Source organism: Aeromicrobium halocynthiae (genome assembly GCF_039531385.1).
Taxonomy (GTDB): Bacteria; Actinomycetota; Actinomycetes; order Propionibacteriales; family Nocardioidaceae; genus Aeromicrobium; species Aeromicrobium halocynthiae.
Map to the genome: position 1 here is coordinate 119,865 of NZ_BAAAPY010000008.1, position 14,452 is coordinate 134,316.

Genomic DNA, 14,452 nt, shown 5'->3' on the forward strand with positions numbered 1-14,452 from the left:
CCACGGGCCCCATCCTGCCTCGCGCCACATCGCCCCAATACGGACGGGACGCCTGAACCCGCCGTCCGGTCGGACGTCCACAGGACGACCGCATCGAGCGCGTTGTCCACACCGCGACGTCACGCAGGTTCAACACCCAAATCACTACGCGATGCTGTGGCAACAACATCCTCGGAAGACCACCCATGAGGGCGGTGAACTCCCATGACCAATCTTCAACTGCTCTCGCCTGCAGAAGTGGCGCGACTGTTGGGTGTCACCACTTCGACGCTGTGCCGCCTGCGCCAAGAGGGCAAAGGACCGCGCTTCGTATGGGTCACCGACCACACGCCGCGATACCGCGAAGACGACCTCCTAGCGTACATCGAGGAACGCGGGTCCTGATGGCAGTCCGCAAGGAGAAGTCCGGCCGGTGGCGCGCCGTGCTCAAGAACGGTCGCACCTACGTGGCTGGCCGGACCTTCGACACCAAGCGTGAGGCCGAGGCGTGGCTCGCCCGTGAGCGCGCTTCACTAGTGGGAGGGGTGGACCCTCGTGCCGGCAAGATCACGGTCAAGAACGCCTTCGCGGACTACATGGAGTTGCGCCGTCACACGGTCGCGACGACCACCTACCGCTCTGAAGCGGGGTTGATCCGCATCCTGCCACCCGCTCTGGCGAACCTTCACGTGGCCGGGGCCAGCGACCGTGAGGTCCAGCGTGCGCTCGATGCTTGGTCCAAGTCCTATGCGGAGTCCTCGGTCAAGAGGTTTCGTGCGCAGCTGTCGGGCTTCTTCGCCTGGGCGGTACGTGAGCGATTGAGGATCGGCAACCCCGTGGCCAGGACTCACGTGCCCCGCCAATCCCAGGCGGACGTCGGTATGCAGCCGTTCACCGAATCCGAGTTGCGTGAGGTGCGCGCGGAGGTCGCGCGGTTCGACGAGCACCTCGCCGACGTCGTTTGGTTCTTGGGCTGGACGGGCTTGCGGTGGTCGGAGGTTCGCGAGCTGCGGGTCGCGGACGTCGTCGAGGTCCCAATGCCTCGCATCCTGGTGCGCCGTGCCACGCCGGAGGTCGCCGAGACCAAGTCGACCAAGAGCGGCCGGCACCGCCACGTGCCGCTGTCGAACGAGCTGCTGTCCCTGGTGCGGTCCATGGCCCAGGGCAAGGGCCCGAACGACCTGCTCGTCACGTCGACCGGAGGCGCCCGACTCCACGCCACGTACTTCAAGCGCACGACGCGCTGGTCGAGCGCTGGCCGCGGCAGACGCTTGCACGACCTGCGGCACACGGCGGCCTGCCTGTGGCTCGCCGCCGGCGTCCCGGTCTCCACCGTGCAGGCGTGGCTGGGGCACTCGTCCCTGCAGACCACACAGATCTACGTGCACTACCTCGGAGACACCGCCGACCAGGTCGGGCTAGACGCTCTGAACCGCCAGAGGCACGCCGGGAGCACAAGCCCCGGCGTTGCCGACGGTCAGAAGCCGTGATCCGTGCCGTGGATCGATCGTCGTCTGGGCACTGGGGGCACACGTGGCCGCCGCGCCCTGACGCCCTCGCAGGCACCGGTGACAGGCCATGTGTTGCAGGTGTTCTGCCACTGGGGGCACGCCGGGGGCACAAGCCCGACGAGTTACAACCCAGAAACTCCCTGAGCCGCCTGTCGGAATCGAACCGACGACCTTTTCATTACGAGTGAAATGCTCTACCGACTGAGCTAAGGCGGCGAAGGTTCGCCGAGGATCGCCCGCCGAACCTCCGGAAGTCTATCCGGCGCCACCGTGGGGGTCGAATCGGGGCCGCCGTAGGATCGGGCAGGTGAGCGACGACGCGACGGACGTGCAGGCTGAGCTGGAGAGCATGCGCTCGAGCATCGACAACATCGACGCCGCTCTGGTGCACCTGCTGGCCGAGCGGTTCAAGTGCACCCAGCGGGTCGGGCGGCTCAAGGCGACCCACGACCTGCCCCCGGCGGACCCCGAGCGCGAAGGGCGTCAGATCGAGCGGCTACGGGCGCTGGCCGCTGACGCCGAGCTCGACCCGGCGTTCGCGGAGAAGTTCCTGACCTTCATCATCTCCGAGGTCATCCGTCACCACGAGGCCATCCGCGAGGGCTGATCCCGCGCTGCATCGCGACGTTGAGGTCGCTGACGACGAGGGCCACCTGGCGGGCGACGAAGTCGTTGACCCGGTGTCGCAGCGGCTCTCCCACGTCCGGGTGGATCTCGTCCACGCGCACCTCGAGCCGGTGGTCGGTGTCGTGCCGCTCGACGAGCAGGTCGACGACGTCGGCCCCGCCGAGCGCGGGCCAGACCGTGACCCTCACGTGGGTGGTGGCGGTGGGCACGCTGCGGGAGGTGACCTCGAGGGTCGTGGTGACGGCGCCGGCGGCCGGGCGACGGTAGCCCGGCGGCGGGGTCAGCGTGGAGGACGCGTCGGTGGCGACGTCGATCGTGAACTCGTGCAGCAAGGGGGCGTCGATCTGCCGTTCGGCCACCGCGGTGAGCAGCTCGTGCAGACGGTGGGCGTACGCGTCGAGCTCGGCGTAGGAGAGCCCGGCTCTCCCGCGAAGCAGGGGGTCGACGTCGTCGCTCATGGGACAAGTATCGCCGCCGACCGACCTATCGTCCTCAACCGGCTGGTTGACGACCAGGACGACGACGCGTAACGTCACTCTCAACCGAGTGGTTGAGGAGAGGTTTCGATGACCGACCAGCTCTCGAAGGTGTTCGCCGCACTGGCCGACCCGACGCGTCGCGACCTCGTGGCGCGCCTCGCCGACGCCGACGCGACGGTCGGTGAGCTGGCGGCGCCGTACGACGTGAGCCTGCAGGCCATCAGCAAGCACCTGCGGGTGCTCGAGGACGCCGGACTGGTCTCCAAGGGCCGCAGGGCACAGACCCGTCCCGTCCGGCTCGAGGCCGACGTCTTCGACCTGATGGAGAAGTGGATCGAGCGCTACCGGCGGCAGGCCGAGCAGCGCTACCGCCGCCTGGATGCCGTCCTGGCGGAGCTCACCGACGCCGCGGACGACCGCGGAACCAGCACCGAAGGAGAAGCATCATGACCAGCACGCACCAGCGGGCGGAGGCCGCCATCGAGGCCGACCCCACCGTCCCCGCCATCCACATCACTCGCGACTTCGCCGCCACCGCCGCGCACCTGGTCCGGGCCCACACCGACCCGGAGCTGTTCGTCCGCTGGATCGGTCCGAACGGCTACGAGACGACGATCGACCACTGGGACGCACGGACGGGCGGCAGCTACCGCTACGAGCAGGCCGGGCAGGGCTTCCACGGCTGCTTCCACCACGTCTGCGACGACCGCCTCGTCCAGACCTTCACCTGGGAGGGCATGCCCGAGGGCGTCTCCCTGGACACCATGACCTTCGAGGACCTCGGGGGAGGCCGCACCCGGATGCACGCAACGAGCCTCGTGGGGTCCTTCGAGGCGCGCGACGGGATGCTCAGCAGCGGCATGGAGGTCGGTGTGAACGACGGCTACGCGAAGCTCGACGCGCTGCTCGCCGACGGTCTCGTGGCCTGAGGCCGTCCTTGACTTCGAGCACACTCGAACCCGCACCACGAGGCGATGACCTACAGCATCGCCGACGTGGCCGATCGCACCGGACTCACCGCACACACCCTGCGCTACTACGAGCGCGACGCCCTCCTGCTGCGCCCCGTGGCTCGCGACGCAGGCGGCCGCCGGGTCTGCGACGACGACCTGGGCTGGATCCGGATGCTCACGTGCCTGCGGGCGACCGGCATGCCGATCCGGGAGGTCCGCCACTACGCCGAGCTCGTCCGCGACAGTGGTCGGGAGCAGGACCGCTCGACCTCGGCGTCACCTTCCTCGACACCGCCGACATGTACGGACCCTTCACGAACGAGCGGCTCGTCGGTGCGGCCATCGGCTCCAGCGTCCAGGGACGCGACGCCGTCCAGCTCGCGACCACGTTCGGCAACGAGCGACTGCCCGACGTCACGATGCTCGGGGTCAACGGCTGCCCGGAGTACGTCCACGCCGCAGCGGACGCCTCGCTTCAGCGGCTCGGCGTCGACCACATGGACCTCTACTACCAGCACCGCGTCGACGTCGACGTGCCGATCGAGGAGACCGTCGGCGCCATGGCCGAGCTGGTCCAGGCCGGCAAGATCCGGCACCTCAGCCTGTCCGAGGCCGGACCCGAGACGATCCGCCGGACCCACGGGGTGCCCCCGATCACGGCCCTGCAGACCGAGTACTCCCTGTCCACCCGCGACCTGGAGGCCGACGTGTGGCCGGTCCTCGCCGAGCTCGGCATCGGGCTGGTGCCCTACTCGCCGCTGGGTCGCGGCCTGCTGACCGGCGCCATCACGAGCCCCGCCGACCTCACGGAGGGGGACTCCCGCACCAGCGGCTACTTCCCGCGCTTCCAGGGCGACGCGCTCGAGGCGAACCCGCTGGTCTCGCGCTCCGGCCGCGACGGTGTCAGCGTCGCCCCCATCCCCGGCACCAAGCGGGTGCGCTACCTGGAGGAGAACGTCGCCGCCGGCGACATGTCGACCATCGATGCCTGACGGCTGCGCCAGAGATGCCTGACGGCTGCGCCAGAGATGCCTGACGGCTGCGCCAGAGATGCCTGACGGCGGTGCCCTCTCGATGCCTGACGGCGGGCCGCACGTGGAGATGCGCAGTAGCGTCGATGGTGTGACTGCACCCACGGCCTCCACCCTCGGTGAGCTGCGCGCCTCCGGCCACGTCCACAAGCCGCTGCGCGCCGAGATCCGCGACAACCTGCTCGCCGCCCTCGCCGAGGGCCGCGACCCGTGGCCGGGCCTGCACGGCTTCGAGGACACCGTCGTGCCGCAGCTCGAGCGTGCCCTCATCGCCGGGCACGACCTCGTGCTGCTGGGCGAGCGCGGCCAGGGCAAGACCCGCATCCTGCGGACCCTGGTCGGGCTGCTCGACGAGTGGGCGCCGGTCATCGACGGCTCCGAGCTCGGCGAGCACCCGTACGAGCCGATCACCGTCGCGAGCCGGCGTCGGGCCGAGGAGCTCGGCGACGACCTGCCGGTCCGGTGGCGCCACCGCGAGGAGCGGTACGCCGAGAAGCTCGCCACGCCGGACACGAGCGTGGCCGACCTGATCGGCGACGTGGACCCGATGAAGGTCGCCGAGGGACGCAGCCTCGGCGACCCGGAGACGATCCACTTCGGGCTCATCCCCCGCAGCCATGGCGGCATCGTCGCGATCAACGAGCTGCCCGACCTCGCCGAGCGCATCCAGGTGGCGATGCTCAACGTGATGGAGGAGCGCGACGTCCAGATCCGCGGCTACGTCCTGCGGCTGCCGCTCGACGTGCTCGTGGTGGCCAGCGCGAACCCCGAGGACTACACGAACCGCGGCCGCATCATCACGCCACTGAAGGACCGGTTCGGGGCGGAGATCCGCACCCACTACCCGACGCAGCTCGTCGACGAGGTCGCCGTGATCCGCCAAGAGGCAGACCTCGTGGCCACCGTCCCGGACCAGCTGATCGAGGTGCTCGCGCGGTTCACCCGAGCGTTGCGCGAGTCGTCGGCGGTCGACCAGCGCAGCGGCGTCAGTGCCCGCTTCGCGATCGCGGGTGCCGAGACGATCGCTGCGGCGGCACTGCACCGTGCGACGCGCCAGGGCGAGCCCGAGGCCGTCGCCAGGCCCGTCGACCTCGAGACGGCAGTCGACGTCCTCGGCGGCAAGATCGAGTTCGAGTCCGGCGAGGAGGGCCGCGAGGACCTGGTCCTCGACCACCTGCTGCGCACGGCCACCGCCGAGACCGTCCGTGGCCTGTTCGCGGGCATCGACTTCGCCCTGCTCGTCGAGGCCCTCGAGGGTGGGTCGCTGGTCGCCACGGGCGAGCAGGTGAGCGCCCGTGACTTCCTGGCCGGCCTGCCCGTGCTCGGGGAGTCCGACCTGTACGACCAGGTGGCCGACCGCGTGGGGGCGGCAAACGACGGCGAACGGGCGGGGGCGATCGAGCTCGCGCTCGAGGGTCTGTTCCTCGGGCGCCGCATCAGCAAGGACACCGCCGGCGGGGAGACGGTCTACGGGTGAGCCGCCAGAACCGCCGTCTCTCGCGGGCGTCCCGCTACGGGCCCTACACGGGCGGGCCCGACCCGCTCGCGCCCCCGGTCGACCTGAGCGAGGCGCTCGATGCGATCGGCGAGGACGTCATGGCCGGCTACTCGCCGGAGACCGCGCTGCGGGAGTTCCTGCGCCGAGGCGGCACCGACCAGCGCGGGCTCGACGACCTCTCCCGCCGCGTCGCGCAGAAGCGTCGCGAGCTCATGGAGAAGCACGCCCTCGACGGCACGCTCAAGGAGGTCAAGGAGCTGCTCGACCGGGCGGTGCTCAAGGAGCGCGGACAGCTGGCGCGCGACGTCGACCTCGACGACGGCGAGCGCGCCCTCGCCGAGCTCGCGCTCGACAATGTTCCCGCGTCACCGGCCGCCGCCGTCCGGGACCTCAACGGCTACGACTGGAAGAGCTCGGAGGCGCGCGAGGACTTCGAACGGATCAAGGACCTCCTCGGCCGGGAGATGCTCGACCAGCGGTTCGCCGGCATGAAGCAGGCGTTGGAGAACGCCACCGACGAGGACCGGGCCGCGATCAACGAGATGCTGGAGGACCTCAACGGCCTGCTGGACGAGCGGGCGCAGGGCGTCGACACCCAGCAGGACTTCGACGACTTCATGGCCCGGCACGGGCAGCACTTCCAGCATGAGGACGGTGCGGGCCCGGAGACGCTCGACGAGCTGCTCGACACGCTGGCCCAGCGGTCCGCGGCCGCCCAGCGGATGATGAACTCGATGACGCCGGAGCAGCGTCGCGAGCTCATGCAGCTCTCGAACGAGGCGTTCGGGTCCCCGCAGCTCACCGACGCGCTGAGCCGCCTCGACGGCCACCTGCAGGCGCTGCGTCCCGGTGAGGACTGGGGCGGCTCGACGCCGATGGACGGCGAGCAGGGCGTCGGGCTCGGCGACGGGACGGGCGTCTTCCAGGACATCGCCGACCTCGACGCCCTCGCCGAGCAGCTCGCGCAGGGCTACCGGGGCTCGTCGCTGGACGACGTGGACCTCGAGGCGCTCTCGCGCCAGCTCGGCGACGAGGCGAGCGTCGACGTCCGCACGCTCAAGGAGCTGGAGCGGGCGCTGCGCGACTCCGGGGCGATGGAGCGGGGCACCGACGGCAGCCTGCGCCTGACGCCCAAGGCCATGCGACAGCTCGGCAAGGCGCTGCTGCGCGACGTCGCGACGACCCTCTCCGGCCGACGCGGTCAGCGCGAGACCCGCCACGCCGGCGCGGCGGGAGAGCGCTCCGGCGCCACTCGGGCGTGGAGCTTCGGCGACACCGAGCCGTGGGACGTCACCCGGACGATCACGAACGCCGTCGTGCGCTCGGTCGGCGACGGCGCGACGCCCGCGACGATGACGCGCGACGGCGTGCGCCTGACGATCGACGACGTCGAGGTGCAGGAGACCGAGGACCGCACGCAGGCGTGCGTCGCGCTGCTCGTCGACACGTCGTTCTCGATGGCGATGGACGGGCGGTGGGTGCCCATGAAGCGCACCGCGCTCGCTCTGCACACGCTGATCAGCACCCGCTTCCGCGGCGACGCGCTCGAGCTGATCGCGTTCGGCCGGCACGCCGAGACGATGCCCATCGAACGACTCACCGCCCTCGACGCGCAGTACGCCAAGGGCACGAACCTGCACCATGCGCTGCTGCTCGCGAACCGGCACTTCCGCAAGCACCCGAACGCCCAGCCGGTGCTGCTGATCGTCACCGACGGGGAGCCGACGTCACACCTGGAGTCCTCCGGGGAGGTGTACTTCAGCTACCCGCCGCACCCGGTCACGATCGCGCTGAGCGTCCGGGAGCTGGAGGCGTCGATGCGGCTGGGCGCCCAGACGACGTTCTTCCGCCTCGGCGAGGACCCGGGCCTGGCGCGCTTCATCGAGCAGATGGCGCGCCGGGTCGGCGGGTCGGTGGTCGCCCCGGAGCTGGAGGACCTCGGCGTCGCCGTCGTGGAGTCCTACCTCGGCTCGCGTCGAGGCGACGCGAGCGGCGGCGTCAGCGGGTTCGGCGGCTGGCCCGGTCGCGGCTTCTGGGCTGGCTAGGCCTCAGGCCCACTCCCACGTCTGCATGACGCTCTCGGCCAGCTCGGTGCGCTCGGCGTCGGACGTGCCCTCCGGGAAGGAGAAGGTGACGACCCAGCCGTTGCCGTCGCGGGCGGCGTAGTACTGGTTGACGAGGTAGGAGACGCCGTTCTGCTCCGCGCCCGCGGTGACGACGGCGAAGTCGCCGAAGGTCCCGGCCTCGGTGAGGTCGGCGAACCCGGCGGCCTCGAGGGAACGCAGGTTGGCCTCGACATACTCCTCGGTGTCGCCGTCGAAGCCGTTGGGCTCGCGGATCACGTTGAGGTTCGTGGCGAAGTCACCCTCGGGCTCGGGGTCGGCCCACGCGGCCTCGGGGTCGAAGCCGTCCATCTGGTCGACGACGTCCTCCCAGCCGTCCGGGGCGGTGAAGGTGAACTCGTCCGTCTGCGTCTGCCCGCCACTGGCCGGCTCGACGGACGACGACGCGCCGTTGCCGTTGCCGTTGCCGGACTCGGTGTCGTCGGACCCGCCGCAGGCGACGAGGACGAGGGAGGCGGCGACGGCGGCCGTCATGGCACGGAGGGAGCGCGAGGTCATGCGAGGACTTTATGCGGACGGGGCGGAATAGTGCGACCTCGGACAAGGTTGATACGGTTGGACTCAACGTCAGTGAGTCGCTTCCGGCAAGGATCGGATCGACGAGGGCGTTCGCAGACTTCCACTCAGATCAGCACCCACATCAGGAGGAATCACCATGGCACGTGCCGTCGGAATCGACCTCGGCACGACGAACTCCGTCGTCGCCGTCCTTGAGGGTGGCGAGCCCACCGTCATCGCCAACGCCGAGGGTGCGCGCACCACCCCGTCGGTCATCGCCTTCGCCAAGGACGGCGAGGTGCTCTCCGGTGAGGTCGCCAAGCGCCAGGGCGTCACCAACGTCGACCGCACGATCCGGTCGGTCAAGCGCCACATGGGTACGGACTGGAAGACCGAGATCGACGGCAAGAGCTTCAACCCGCAGCAGATCAGCGCGTTCACGCTGCAGAAGCTCAAGCGCGACGCCGAGGCCTACCTGGGCGAGCCCGTCACGGACGCGGTCATCACCGTCCCGGCCTACTTCAACGACCACCAGCGCCAGGCCACCAAGGAGGCCGGCGAGATCGCGGGGCTGAACGTCTCGCGCATCATCAACGAGCCCACCGCGGCCGCGCTGGCCTACGGCCTGGACAAGGGCGACGACCAGACGATCCTCGTCTTCGACCTCGGCGGCGGCACCTTCGACGTCTCGCTGCTGGAGATCGGCGAGGGCGTCATCGAGGTGAAGGCCACCAGCGGTGACAACGTCCTCGGTGGTGACGACTGGGACGAGGCGGTCGTGAACTGGATCGTCTCGACGTTCAAGTCCAAGACCGGCATCGACCTCACGAAGGACAAGATGGCGATGCCGCGCATCCGCGAGGCCGCCGAGCGCGCCAAGATCGAGCTCTCGAGCTCCTCGAGCACGTCGATCAACCTGCCCTACATCACGGTCCAGGACGGCAGCCCGGTCTTCCTCGACGAGACGCTGACCCGCAGCGAGTTCGAGAAGATCACCGCCGACCTGCTGGAGCGCACCAAGGCGCCGTTCAACAACGTCATCAAGGACGCCGGCATCAGCGTGAGCGACATCGACCACGTCGTGCTCGTCGGTGGCTCCACCCGCATGCCCGCCGTCTCCGAGCTCGTCAAGCAGCTCACCGGCGGCAAGGAGCCCAACAAGGGCGTCAACCCCGACGAGGTCGTCGCCATCGGCGCGAGCCTGCAGGCCGGTGTCCTCAAGGGCGAGGTCAAGGACGTGCTCCTGCTGGACGTCACCCCGCTGAGCCTCGGCATCGAGACCAAGGGCGGCGTGATGACCAAGCTCATCGAGCGCAACACGACCATCCCGACCAAGCGCAGCGAGGTCTTCACGACGGCCGACGACAACCAGCCGTCCGTGGCGATCCAGGTCTACCAGGGCGAGCGCGAGATGGCCTCGGGCAACCAGCTGCTGGCGACGTTCGAGCTGACCGGTCTCCCGCCGGCTCCGCGCGGCGTCCCGCAGATCGAGGTGACGTTCGACATCGACGCCAACGGCATCGTCAACGTCTCGGCCAAGGACCGTGGCACCGGCAAGGAGCAGTCGATGACGATCACCGGCGGCAGCGCCCTGTCGAAGGACGAGATCGACAAGATGGTCAAGGACGCCGAGCAGTACGCCGAGGAGGATCGCAAGCGGCGCGAGGCCGTCGAGACCCGCAACCAGGCCGAGGCGCTCGTCCACACCACCGAGAAGTTCATCGCCGAGAACGGCGACAAGGTGGGCGACGACGTCAGGTCCGAGGTGCAGGCCGACGTCGATGCGCTGAAGTCGGCCCTCGAGGGTGAGGACAACGACGCCGTCCAGGCCGCCGTCACGAAGCTGGGAGAGTCCAGCTCGAAGATGGGCGAGGCGATGTACGCCGCTGCTGCCGCCGAGCAGGCCGCGTCCGAGGGCGCTGCGCCCGGCGATGACGCTGCCGGCGAGTCGGCGGGTGACGACGTCGTCGACGCCGAGATCGTCGACGAGGACGAGGAGAACAAGTGACGGCCGAGGAGTCCACGGACCCCGCCGGAACGCCCGAGGACCCGGCGGCCGAGCAGGCCGCCGGGCCCGAGGGGTCGGGTCGGGAGGACGCGGATACGGCTGCGGAGCAGGAGAAGGGCGCCGAGCCCGACCTCGCCCAGCAGCTCGCCGAGCGCACCGCCGACCTCCAGCGGGTCCACGCCGAGTACCAGAACTACCGCAAGCGGGTCGAGCGTGACCGTGCGCTCGCCCGCACCCAGGGCGCGTCGTCGGTGCTCAAGTCGCTGCTGACGGTCCTCGACGACATCGGCCGGGCCGAGCAGCACGGTGAGCTCGAGGGCGGCTTCAAGGCCGTCGCCGACCAGCTCCGACAGGTCGTCACCGCGCAGGGCTTGGAGTCCTTCGGTGCCGAGGGCGACGTGTTCGACCCCCGCCTGCACGAGGCGCTGTTCCAGGTCGGCGAGTCAGCGGAGGTCACCACGACGACCGTCGGCACCGTCGTCCGTACCGGCTACCGCGTGGGCGAGGAGGTCCTGCGCGACGCCCAGGTCGGCGTCCTGCAGCCCGCCGAGACCCAGCCGGACGAGGAGTCCGGAAGCGGCGAGGAGTGAACGAGAGGGGCGAACGATGAGCGCCAGTGACTGGTCCAGCAAGGACTTCTACGCGACGTTGGGCGTGTCCAAGGACGCGTCGACCGCTGACATCAAGAAGGCGTACCGCAAGCTGGCGCGTGACAACCACCCCGACTCCAACCCGGGCAACAAGGCCGCCGAGGAGCGTTTCAAGGCGGTCTCGGAGGCCTACGGCGTCCTGTCGAACGAGAAGAAGCGCAAGGAGTACGACGAGCAGCGCACCCTGTTCGGGCAGTTCAAGGGCGGTTTCGGAGGTGGCGCCCCGGGCGGCGGCTACGGCCAGCCCGGTGGTCCGGGCGTCGACTTCGACCTCGGCGACCTGCTCGGCGGGATCTTCGGCGGCGGTGGCCGCGGGGGTCGCGGCCGTCGGGCGCCGGGCCGTCGCGGGGACGACATCCAGACCGAGGCGACGATCACCTTCCAGCAGTCGGTGGAGGGGGCGACGCTGCCGCTGCGGATGACGAGCGACGAGGCGTGCGGCACGTGCCACGGCACGGGCGCCAAGCCGGGCACGGTGCCGCAGGTGTGCACGAAGTGTCAGGGCAGCGGCATGCAGACCGGGGCGTCCGGTGGCGTGTTCGCCATGACCGAGCCGTGCACGCAGTGTCGCGGCCGTGGTCTGGTCGTGGAGCACCCCTGCGCGACGTGCCAGGGCTCGGGCCGCTCGCCGGCGAGCCGCACCATGCAGGTGCGGGTGCCTGCGGGCGTCAAGGACGGTCAACGCATCCGGCTCAAGGGCAAGGGCGGTCGTGGGGAGCAGGGCGGCCCCGACGGCGACCTGTTCCTCGTCGTCCACGTGACGCCGCACCCGCTGTTCGGTCGCAAGGGCGAGCACCTCACCGTGACGGTGCCGGTCGCGTACGACGAGGCTGTGCTCGGCGCGCAGATCCAGGTGCCGACGTTGGAGGGTCCGCCCGTGACGTTGCGGATCCCGGCGGGGACGCCGAACGGTCGCACGTTCCGCGCGAAGGGCAAGGGTGCGGCCACGAAGAACGGCGGCCGCGGTGACCTGTTGGTGACCGTCGAGGTGCAGGTGCCCGCGGAGCCGTCCGACGCCGAGAAGTCGGCCGTCGAAGCCTTGCGTGAGGCGCGCGGGAGCGAAGACCCGCGAGCGGGACTGTTCGAGAAGGTGACGTGAGATGACGATGGACTTCACTCCTCCGGGTCCTGAGGCCAAGGTGTTCGTGATCAGCGTGGCGGCGGAGCTGTCCGGGCTGCACCCGCAGACGCTGCGCACCTACGACCGGCTCGGGATCGTCGAGGCCGGTCGCACCGGCGGCGGCGGACGTCGCTACTCCTTGCGCGACATCGAGATGTTGCGCACCGTCGCGCGGCTGACCGCCGAGGGGCTGGGTCTGGAGGGAGTGCGCCGGGTCATCGAGCTCGAGAACCAGGTGGCGGCGCTGCAGGCGAAGGTCGCGGACCTCCAGGCCGAGCTGAGCCTGGCCCACCAAGCGCTCGGCACGGTGCAGAACCTGCCCGTCCTCGCCGCGGAGTCGCACCTGACGCCCTGGCGTCGCCCGCGTCGCTGATCACCACTACGTTGGCCGTTCGGGGCCGACGAGACGGGAGTGACGAGTGGTCGAGGCGATGCTGCAGGACCTGTTCGACGACGTGGTGGAGCGCAATCCCGGCGAGGGCGAGTTCCACCAGGCGGTGCGGGAGGTCTTCGACAGTCTCGGCCCGGCGGTGCGCAAGCACCCGGAGTATGCGGAGGCGTCGATCGTGCGTCGCATGTGCGAGCCCGAGCGCCAGCTCATGTTCCGGGTGCCGTGGGTGGACGACGCCGGCGAGGTGCGCATCAACCGCGGGTTCCGGGTGGAGTTCAACTCCGCCCTCGGCCCGTTCAAGGGCGGGCTGCGGTTCCACCCGAGCGTCTACCTGGGCACGGTGAAGTTCCTCGGGTTCGAGCAGACGTTCAAGAACGCGCTCACCGGCCTGCCGATCGGCGGTGGCAAGGGTGGCAGCGACTTCGACCCCAAGGGGTGCTCCGAGGGCGAGGTGATGCGGTTCTGCCAGTCGTTCATGACCGAGCTGTACCGACACATCGGCGAGCACACGGACGTGCCGGCGGGCGACACCGGCGTCGGGCGTCGCGAGATCGGGTACCTGTTCGGCCAGTACAAGCGGATCACGAACCGGTACGAGTCCGGCGTGCTGACGGGCAAGGGCCTCGGCTGGGGCGGTTCGCAGGTACGGACCGAGGCCACCGGCTACGGCTTGGCGTTCTTCGTCCAGGAGATGCTCGGCGCCGCCGGAACGTCACTGGACGGTCGCCGGGTGGTGGTCTCGGGATCAGGGAACGTCTCGATCCACACGATCGAGAAGGTGCACCAGCTGGGCGGAACCGTCGTGGCGTGCTCGGACTCCTCGGGCTTCGTCGTCGACGAGCAGGGCATCGACCTCGATCTGCTCCGCCAGGTGAAGGAGGTCGAGCGGGGACGCATCGCCGACTACGCGGACCGCCGTTACGGTGCCGAGCTCGGGCGGGGCGGTTCGATCTGGGACGTGGCCTGCGACGTCGCACTGCCGTGCGCGACGCAGAACGAGCTGGACGCCGACGCGGCGCGCGCTCTCGTGGGGAACGGATGCCGGTTCGTGGCAGAAGGGGCGAACATGCCCACCACGCCCGAGGCGATCGACGTGCTGCACGACGCGGGCGTCCGGTTCGGGCCCGGCAAGGCGGCAAACGCCGGCGGAGTAGCGACGAGCGCGCTGGAGATGCAGCAGAACGCCTCGCGCGCGTCGTGGACCTTCGAGAAGACCGAGCAGCGCCTGGAGGGGATCATGCGGGACATCCACACCCTCTGCCTGACGACCGCCGACGCCTACGACCTGCCCGGCAACTACGCCGACGGGGCGAACATCGCTGGGTTCACGCAGGTTGCCGACGCGATGCTGGCGCTGGGAGTGGTCTGAGGGCGCTCGTCAGGCCCAGACGAGCTCGACGGCTGGTCGGTGTCGGTGCTTCTCGGTGTTGGGCAGGGTTCGTCGGTATCGACGAGGTAGGTGGACGCGTGAGGGCGCTCGTGTGCCGGTGGGCAGGGTCCAGTGGTGGGTGCCGTCGGGCGCGAACGACGTCGTGAGGCGGCCGCGGGTCTTGTAGCCGTGGTGGCGGCGGCAGAGGTGGATGA

The 14,452-nt window shown here is 70.1% G+C and carries 16 protein-coding genes, 1 tRNA gene and 1 pseudogene; 14 read left to right on the forward strand and 4 right to left on the reverse strand.

Annotated features, from left to right (window positions below):
- The first annotated feature begins 204 nt into the window (after window positions 1-204).
- A complete protein-coding gene (locus ABD213_RS15110) occupies window positions 205-384 on the forward strand; it encodes a helix-turn-helix transcriptional regulator (protein ID WP_425546057.1) in 180 nt (59 codons plus the stop codon).
- Window positions 384-1,469: a tyrosine-type recombinase/integrase gene (locus ABD213_RS11800; protein ID WP_344328704.1), complete on the forward strand. Its 1,086-nt coding sequence runs from the start codon at window positions 384-386 to the stop codon at window positions 1,467-1,469. The genes ABD213_RS15110 and ABD213_RS11800 overlap by 1 nt, the downstream gene beginning before the upstream one ends.
- A gap of 164 nt (window positions 1,470-1,633) precedes the next feature.
- Here the strand turns inward: ABD213_RS11800 and ABD213_RS11805 are convergent.
- Window positions 1,634-1,706, reverse strand: a tRNA-Thr gene (locus ABD213_RS11805).
- A gap of 133 nt (window positions 1,707-1,839) precedes the next feature.
- Here ABD213_RS11805 and ABD213_RS11810 point away from each other — a divergent pair.
- Window positions 1,840-2,097, forward strand: coding sequence for a chorismate mutase (locus ABD213_RS11810; RefSeq protein ID WP_344328745.1), 258 nt, complete (start codon window positions 1,840-1,842; stop codon window positions 2,095-2,097).
- Here ABD213_RS11810 and ABD213_RS11815 read toward each other — a convergent pair.
- A complete protein-coding gene (locus tag ABD213_RS11815) occupies window positions 2,063-2,575 on the reverse strand; it encodes a hypothetical protein (protein WP_344328706.1) in 513 nt (170 codons plus the stop codon). The genes ABD213_RS11810 and ABD213_RS11815 overlap by 35 nt on opposite strands.
- Window positions 2,576-2,683: 108 nt before the next feature.
- On the opposite strand from ABD213_RS11815, the gene ABD213_RS11820 reads away from it, so the two are divergent.
- The 6 genes and pseudogenes from ABD213_RS11820 to ABD213_RS11845 all read left to right on the forward strand — a co-directional run bounded on the left by ABD213_RS11820 (window position 2,684) and on the right by ABD213_RS11845 (window position 8,123).
- A complete protein-coding gene (locus ABD213_RS11820) occupies window positions 2,684-3,046 on the forward strand; it encodes an ArsR/SmtB family transcription factor (RefSeq protein ID WP_344328710.1) in 363 nt (120 codons plus the stop codon).
- Entirely contained in the window at window positions 3,043-3,525 is a 483-nt protein-coding gene (locus ABD213_RS11825; protein WP_344328713.1) for an SRPBCC family protein, read from the forward strand. Before ABD213_RS11820 ends, ABD213_RS11825 begins: the two co-directional genes overlap by 4 nt.
- 45 nt (window positions 3,526-3,570) lie before the next feature.
- Window positions 3,571-3,765: pseudogene (locus ABD213_RS11830) on the forward strand (MerR family transcriptional regulator); the annotation flags it as partial.
- Window positions 3,729-4,541, forward strand: coding sequence for an aldo/keto reductase (locus ABD213_RS11835; RefSeq protein ID WP_344328718.1), 813 nt, complete (start codon window positions 3,729-3,731; stop codon window positions 4,539-4,541). The pseudogene ABD213_RS11830 and the gene ABD213_RS11835, both read left to right, overlap by 37 nt.
- 109 nt (window positions 4,542-4,650) lie before the next feature.
- The gene (locus tag ABD213_RS11840; RefSeq protein WP_344328747.1) at window positions 4,651-6,057 is read left to right on the forward strand and encodes a sigma 54-interacting transcriptional regulator; all 1,407 of its coding nucleotides are present in this window, start codon (window positions 4,651-4,653) and stop codon (window positions 6,055-6,057) included.
- The gene (locus tag ABD213_RS11845) at window positions 6,054-8,123 is read left to right on the forward strand and encodes a vWA domain-containing protein (protein WP_344328723.1); all 2,070 of its coding nucleotides are present in this window, start codon (window positions 6,054-6,056) and stop codon (window positions 8,121-8,123) included. Before ABD213_RS11840 ends, ABD213_RS11845 begins: the two co-directional genes overlap by 4 nt.
- Before the next feature lie 3 nt (window positions 8,124-8,126).
- On the opposite strand, the gene ABD213_RS11850 is transcribed toward ABD213_RS11845, so the two are convergent.
- Window positions 8,127-8,699, reverse strand: coding sequence for a hypothetical protein (locus ABD213_RS11850; protein ID WP_344328725.1), 573 nt, complete (start codon window positions 8,697-8,699; stop codon window positions 8,127-8,129).
- Window positions 8,700-8,856: 157 nt separating this feature from the next.
- On the opposite strand from ABD213_RS11850, the gene dnaK reads away from it, so the two are divergent.
- From dnaK to gdhA, 5 genes are read left to right on the forward strand one after another with little or no spacing between them, the layout of a single operon-like run.
- On the forward strand, window positions 8,857-10,707 hold the full coding sequence (gene dnaK / locus ABD213_RS11855) for a molecular chaperone DnaK (RefSeq protein WP_344328727.1): 1,851 nt from the start codon (window positions 8,857-8,859) through the stop codon (window positions 10,705-10,707).
- The gene (grpE, locus tag ABD213_RS11860; RefSeq protein ID WP_344328732.1) at window positions 10,704-11,297 is read left to right on the forward strand and encodes a nucleotide exchange factor GrpE; all 594 of its coding nucleotides are present in this window, start codon (window positions 10,704-10,706) and stop codon (window positions 11,295-11,297) included. Before dnaK ends, grpE begins: the two co-directional genes overlap by 4 nt.
- A gap of 16 nt (window positions 11,298-11,313) precedes the next feature.
- Window positions 11,314-12,456 carry a molecular chaperone DnaJ gene (gene dnaJ, locus ABD213_RS11865; RefSeq protein WP_344328735.1) on the forward strand — a complete coding sequence of 381 codons (1,143 nt, stop codon included), beginning with the start codon at window positions 11,314-11,316 and terminating at the stop codon, window positions 12,454-12,456.
- Window position 12,457: 1 nt separating this feature from the next.
- A complete protein-coding gene (locus tag ABD213_RS11870) occupies window positions 12,458-12,850 on the forward strand; it encodes a heat shock protein transcriptional repressor HspR (RefSeq protein ID WP_425546058.1) in 393 nt (130 codons plus the stop codon).
- A 58-nt stretch (window positions 12,851-12,908) separates the two neighbouring features.
- Window positions 12,909-14,237: an NADP-specific glutamate dehydrogenase gene (gdhA, locus tag ABD213_RS11875; protein ID WP_344328757.1), complete on the forward strand. Its 1,329-nt coding sequence runs from the start codon at window positions 12,909-12,911 to the stop codon at window positions 14,235-14,237.
- A gap of 9 nt (window positions 14,238-14,246) precedes the next feature.
- Here the strand turns inward: gdhA and ABD213_RS11880 are convergent.
- On the reverse strand, window positions 14,247-14,452 hold a 206-nt coding region (locus ABD213_RS11880; RefSeq protein WP_344328737.1), incomplete at its 5' end, for a hypothetical protein.

What these genes read in the sequence shown, in the direction of transcription:
- ABD213_RS15110 (WP_425546057.1), top strand. Translation starts at nt 205, where the DNA reads ATGACCAATCTTCAACTGCTCTCGCCTGCAGAAGTGGCGCGACTGTTG.
- ABD213_RS11800 (WP_344328704.1), top strand. Translation starts at nt 384, where the DNA reads ATGGCAGTCCGCAAGGAGAAGTCCGGCCGGTGGCGCGCCGTGCTCAAG.
- ABD213_RS11810 (WP_344328745.1), top strand. Translation starts at nt 1,840, where the DNA reads ATGCGCTCGAGCATCGACAACATCGACGCCGCTCTGGTGCACCTGCTG.
- ABD213_RS11815 (WP_344328706.1), bottom strand. Translation starts at nt 2,575, where the DNA reads ATGAGCGACGACGTCGACCCCCTGCTTCGCGGGAGAGCCGGGCTCTCC.
- ABD213_RS11820 (WP_344328710.1), top strand. Translation starts at nt 2,684, where the DNA reads ATGACCGACCAGCTCTCGAAGGTGTTCGCCGCACTGGCCGACCCGACG.
- ABD213_RS11825 (WP_344328713.1), top strand. Translation starts at nt 3,043, where the DNA reads ATGACCAGCACGCACCAGCGGGCGGAGGCCGCCATCGAGGCCGACCCC.
- ABD213_RS11840 (WP_344328747.1), top strand. Translation starts at nt 4,651, where the DNA reads ATGCGCAGTAGCGTCGATGGTGTGACTGCACCCACGGCCTCCACCCTC.
- ABD213_RS11850 (WP_344328725.1), bottom strand. Translation starts at nt 8,699, where the DNA reads ATGACCTCGCGCTCCCTCCGTGCCATGACGGCCGCCGTCGCCGCCTCC.
- dnaK (WP_344328727.1), top strand. Translation starts at nt 8,857, where the DNA reads ATGGCACGTGCCGTCGGAATCGACCTCGGCACGACGAACTCCGTCGTC.
- dnaJ (WP_344328735.1), top strand. Translation starts at nt 11,314, where the DNA reads ATGAGCGCCAGTGACTGGTCCAGCAAGGACTTCTACGCGACGTTGGGC.
- ABD213_RS11870 (WP_425546058.1), top strand. Translation starts at nt 12,458, where the DNA reads ATGACGATGGACTTCACTCCTCCGGGTCCTGAGGCCAAGGTGTTCGTG.
- gdhA (WP_344328757.1), top strand. Translation starts at nt 12,909, where the DNA reads ATGCTGCAGGACCTGTTCGACGACGTGGTGGAGCGCAATCCCGGCGAG.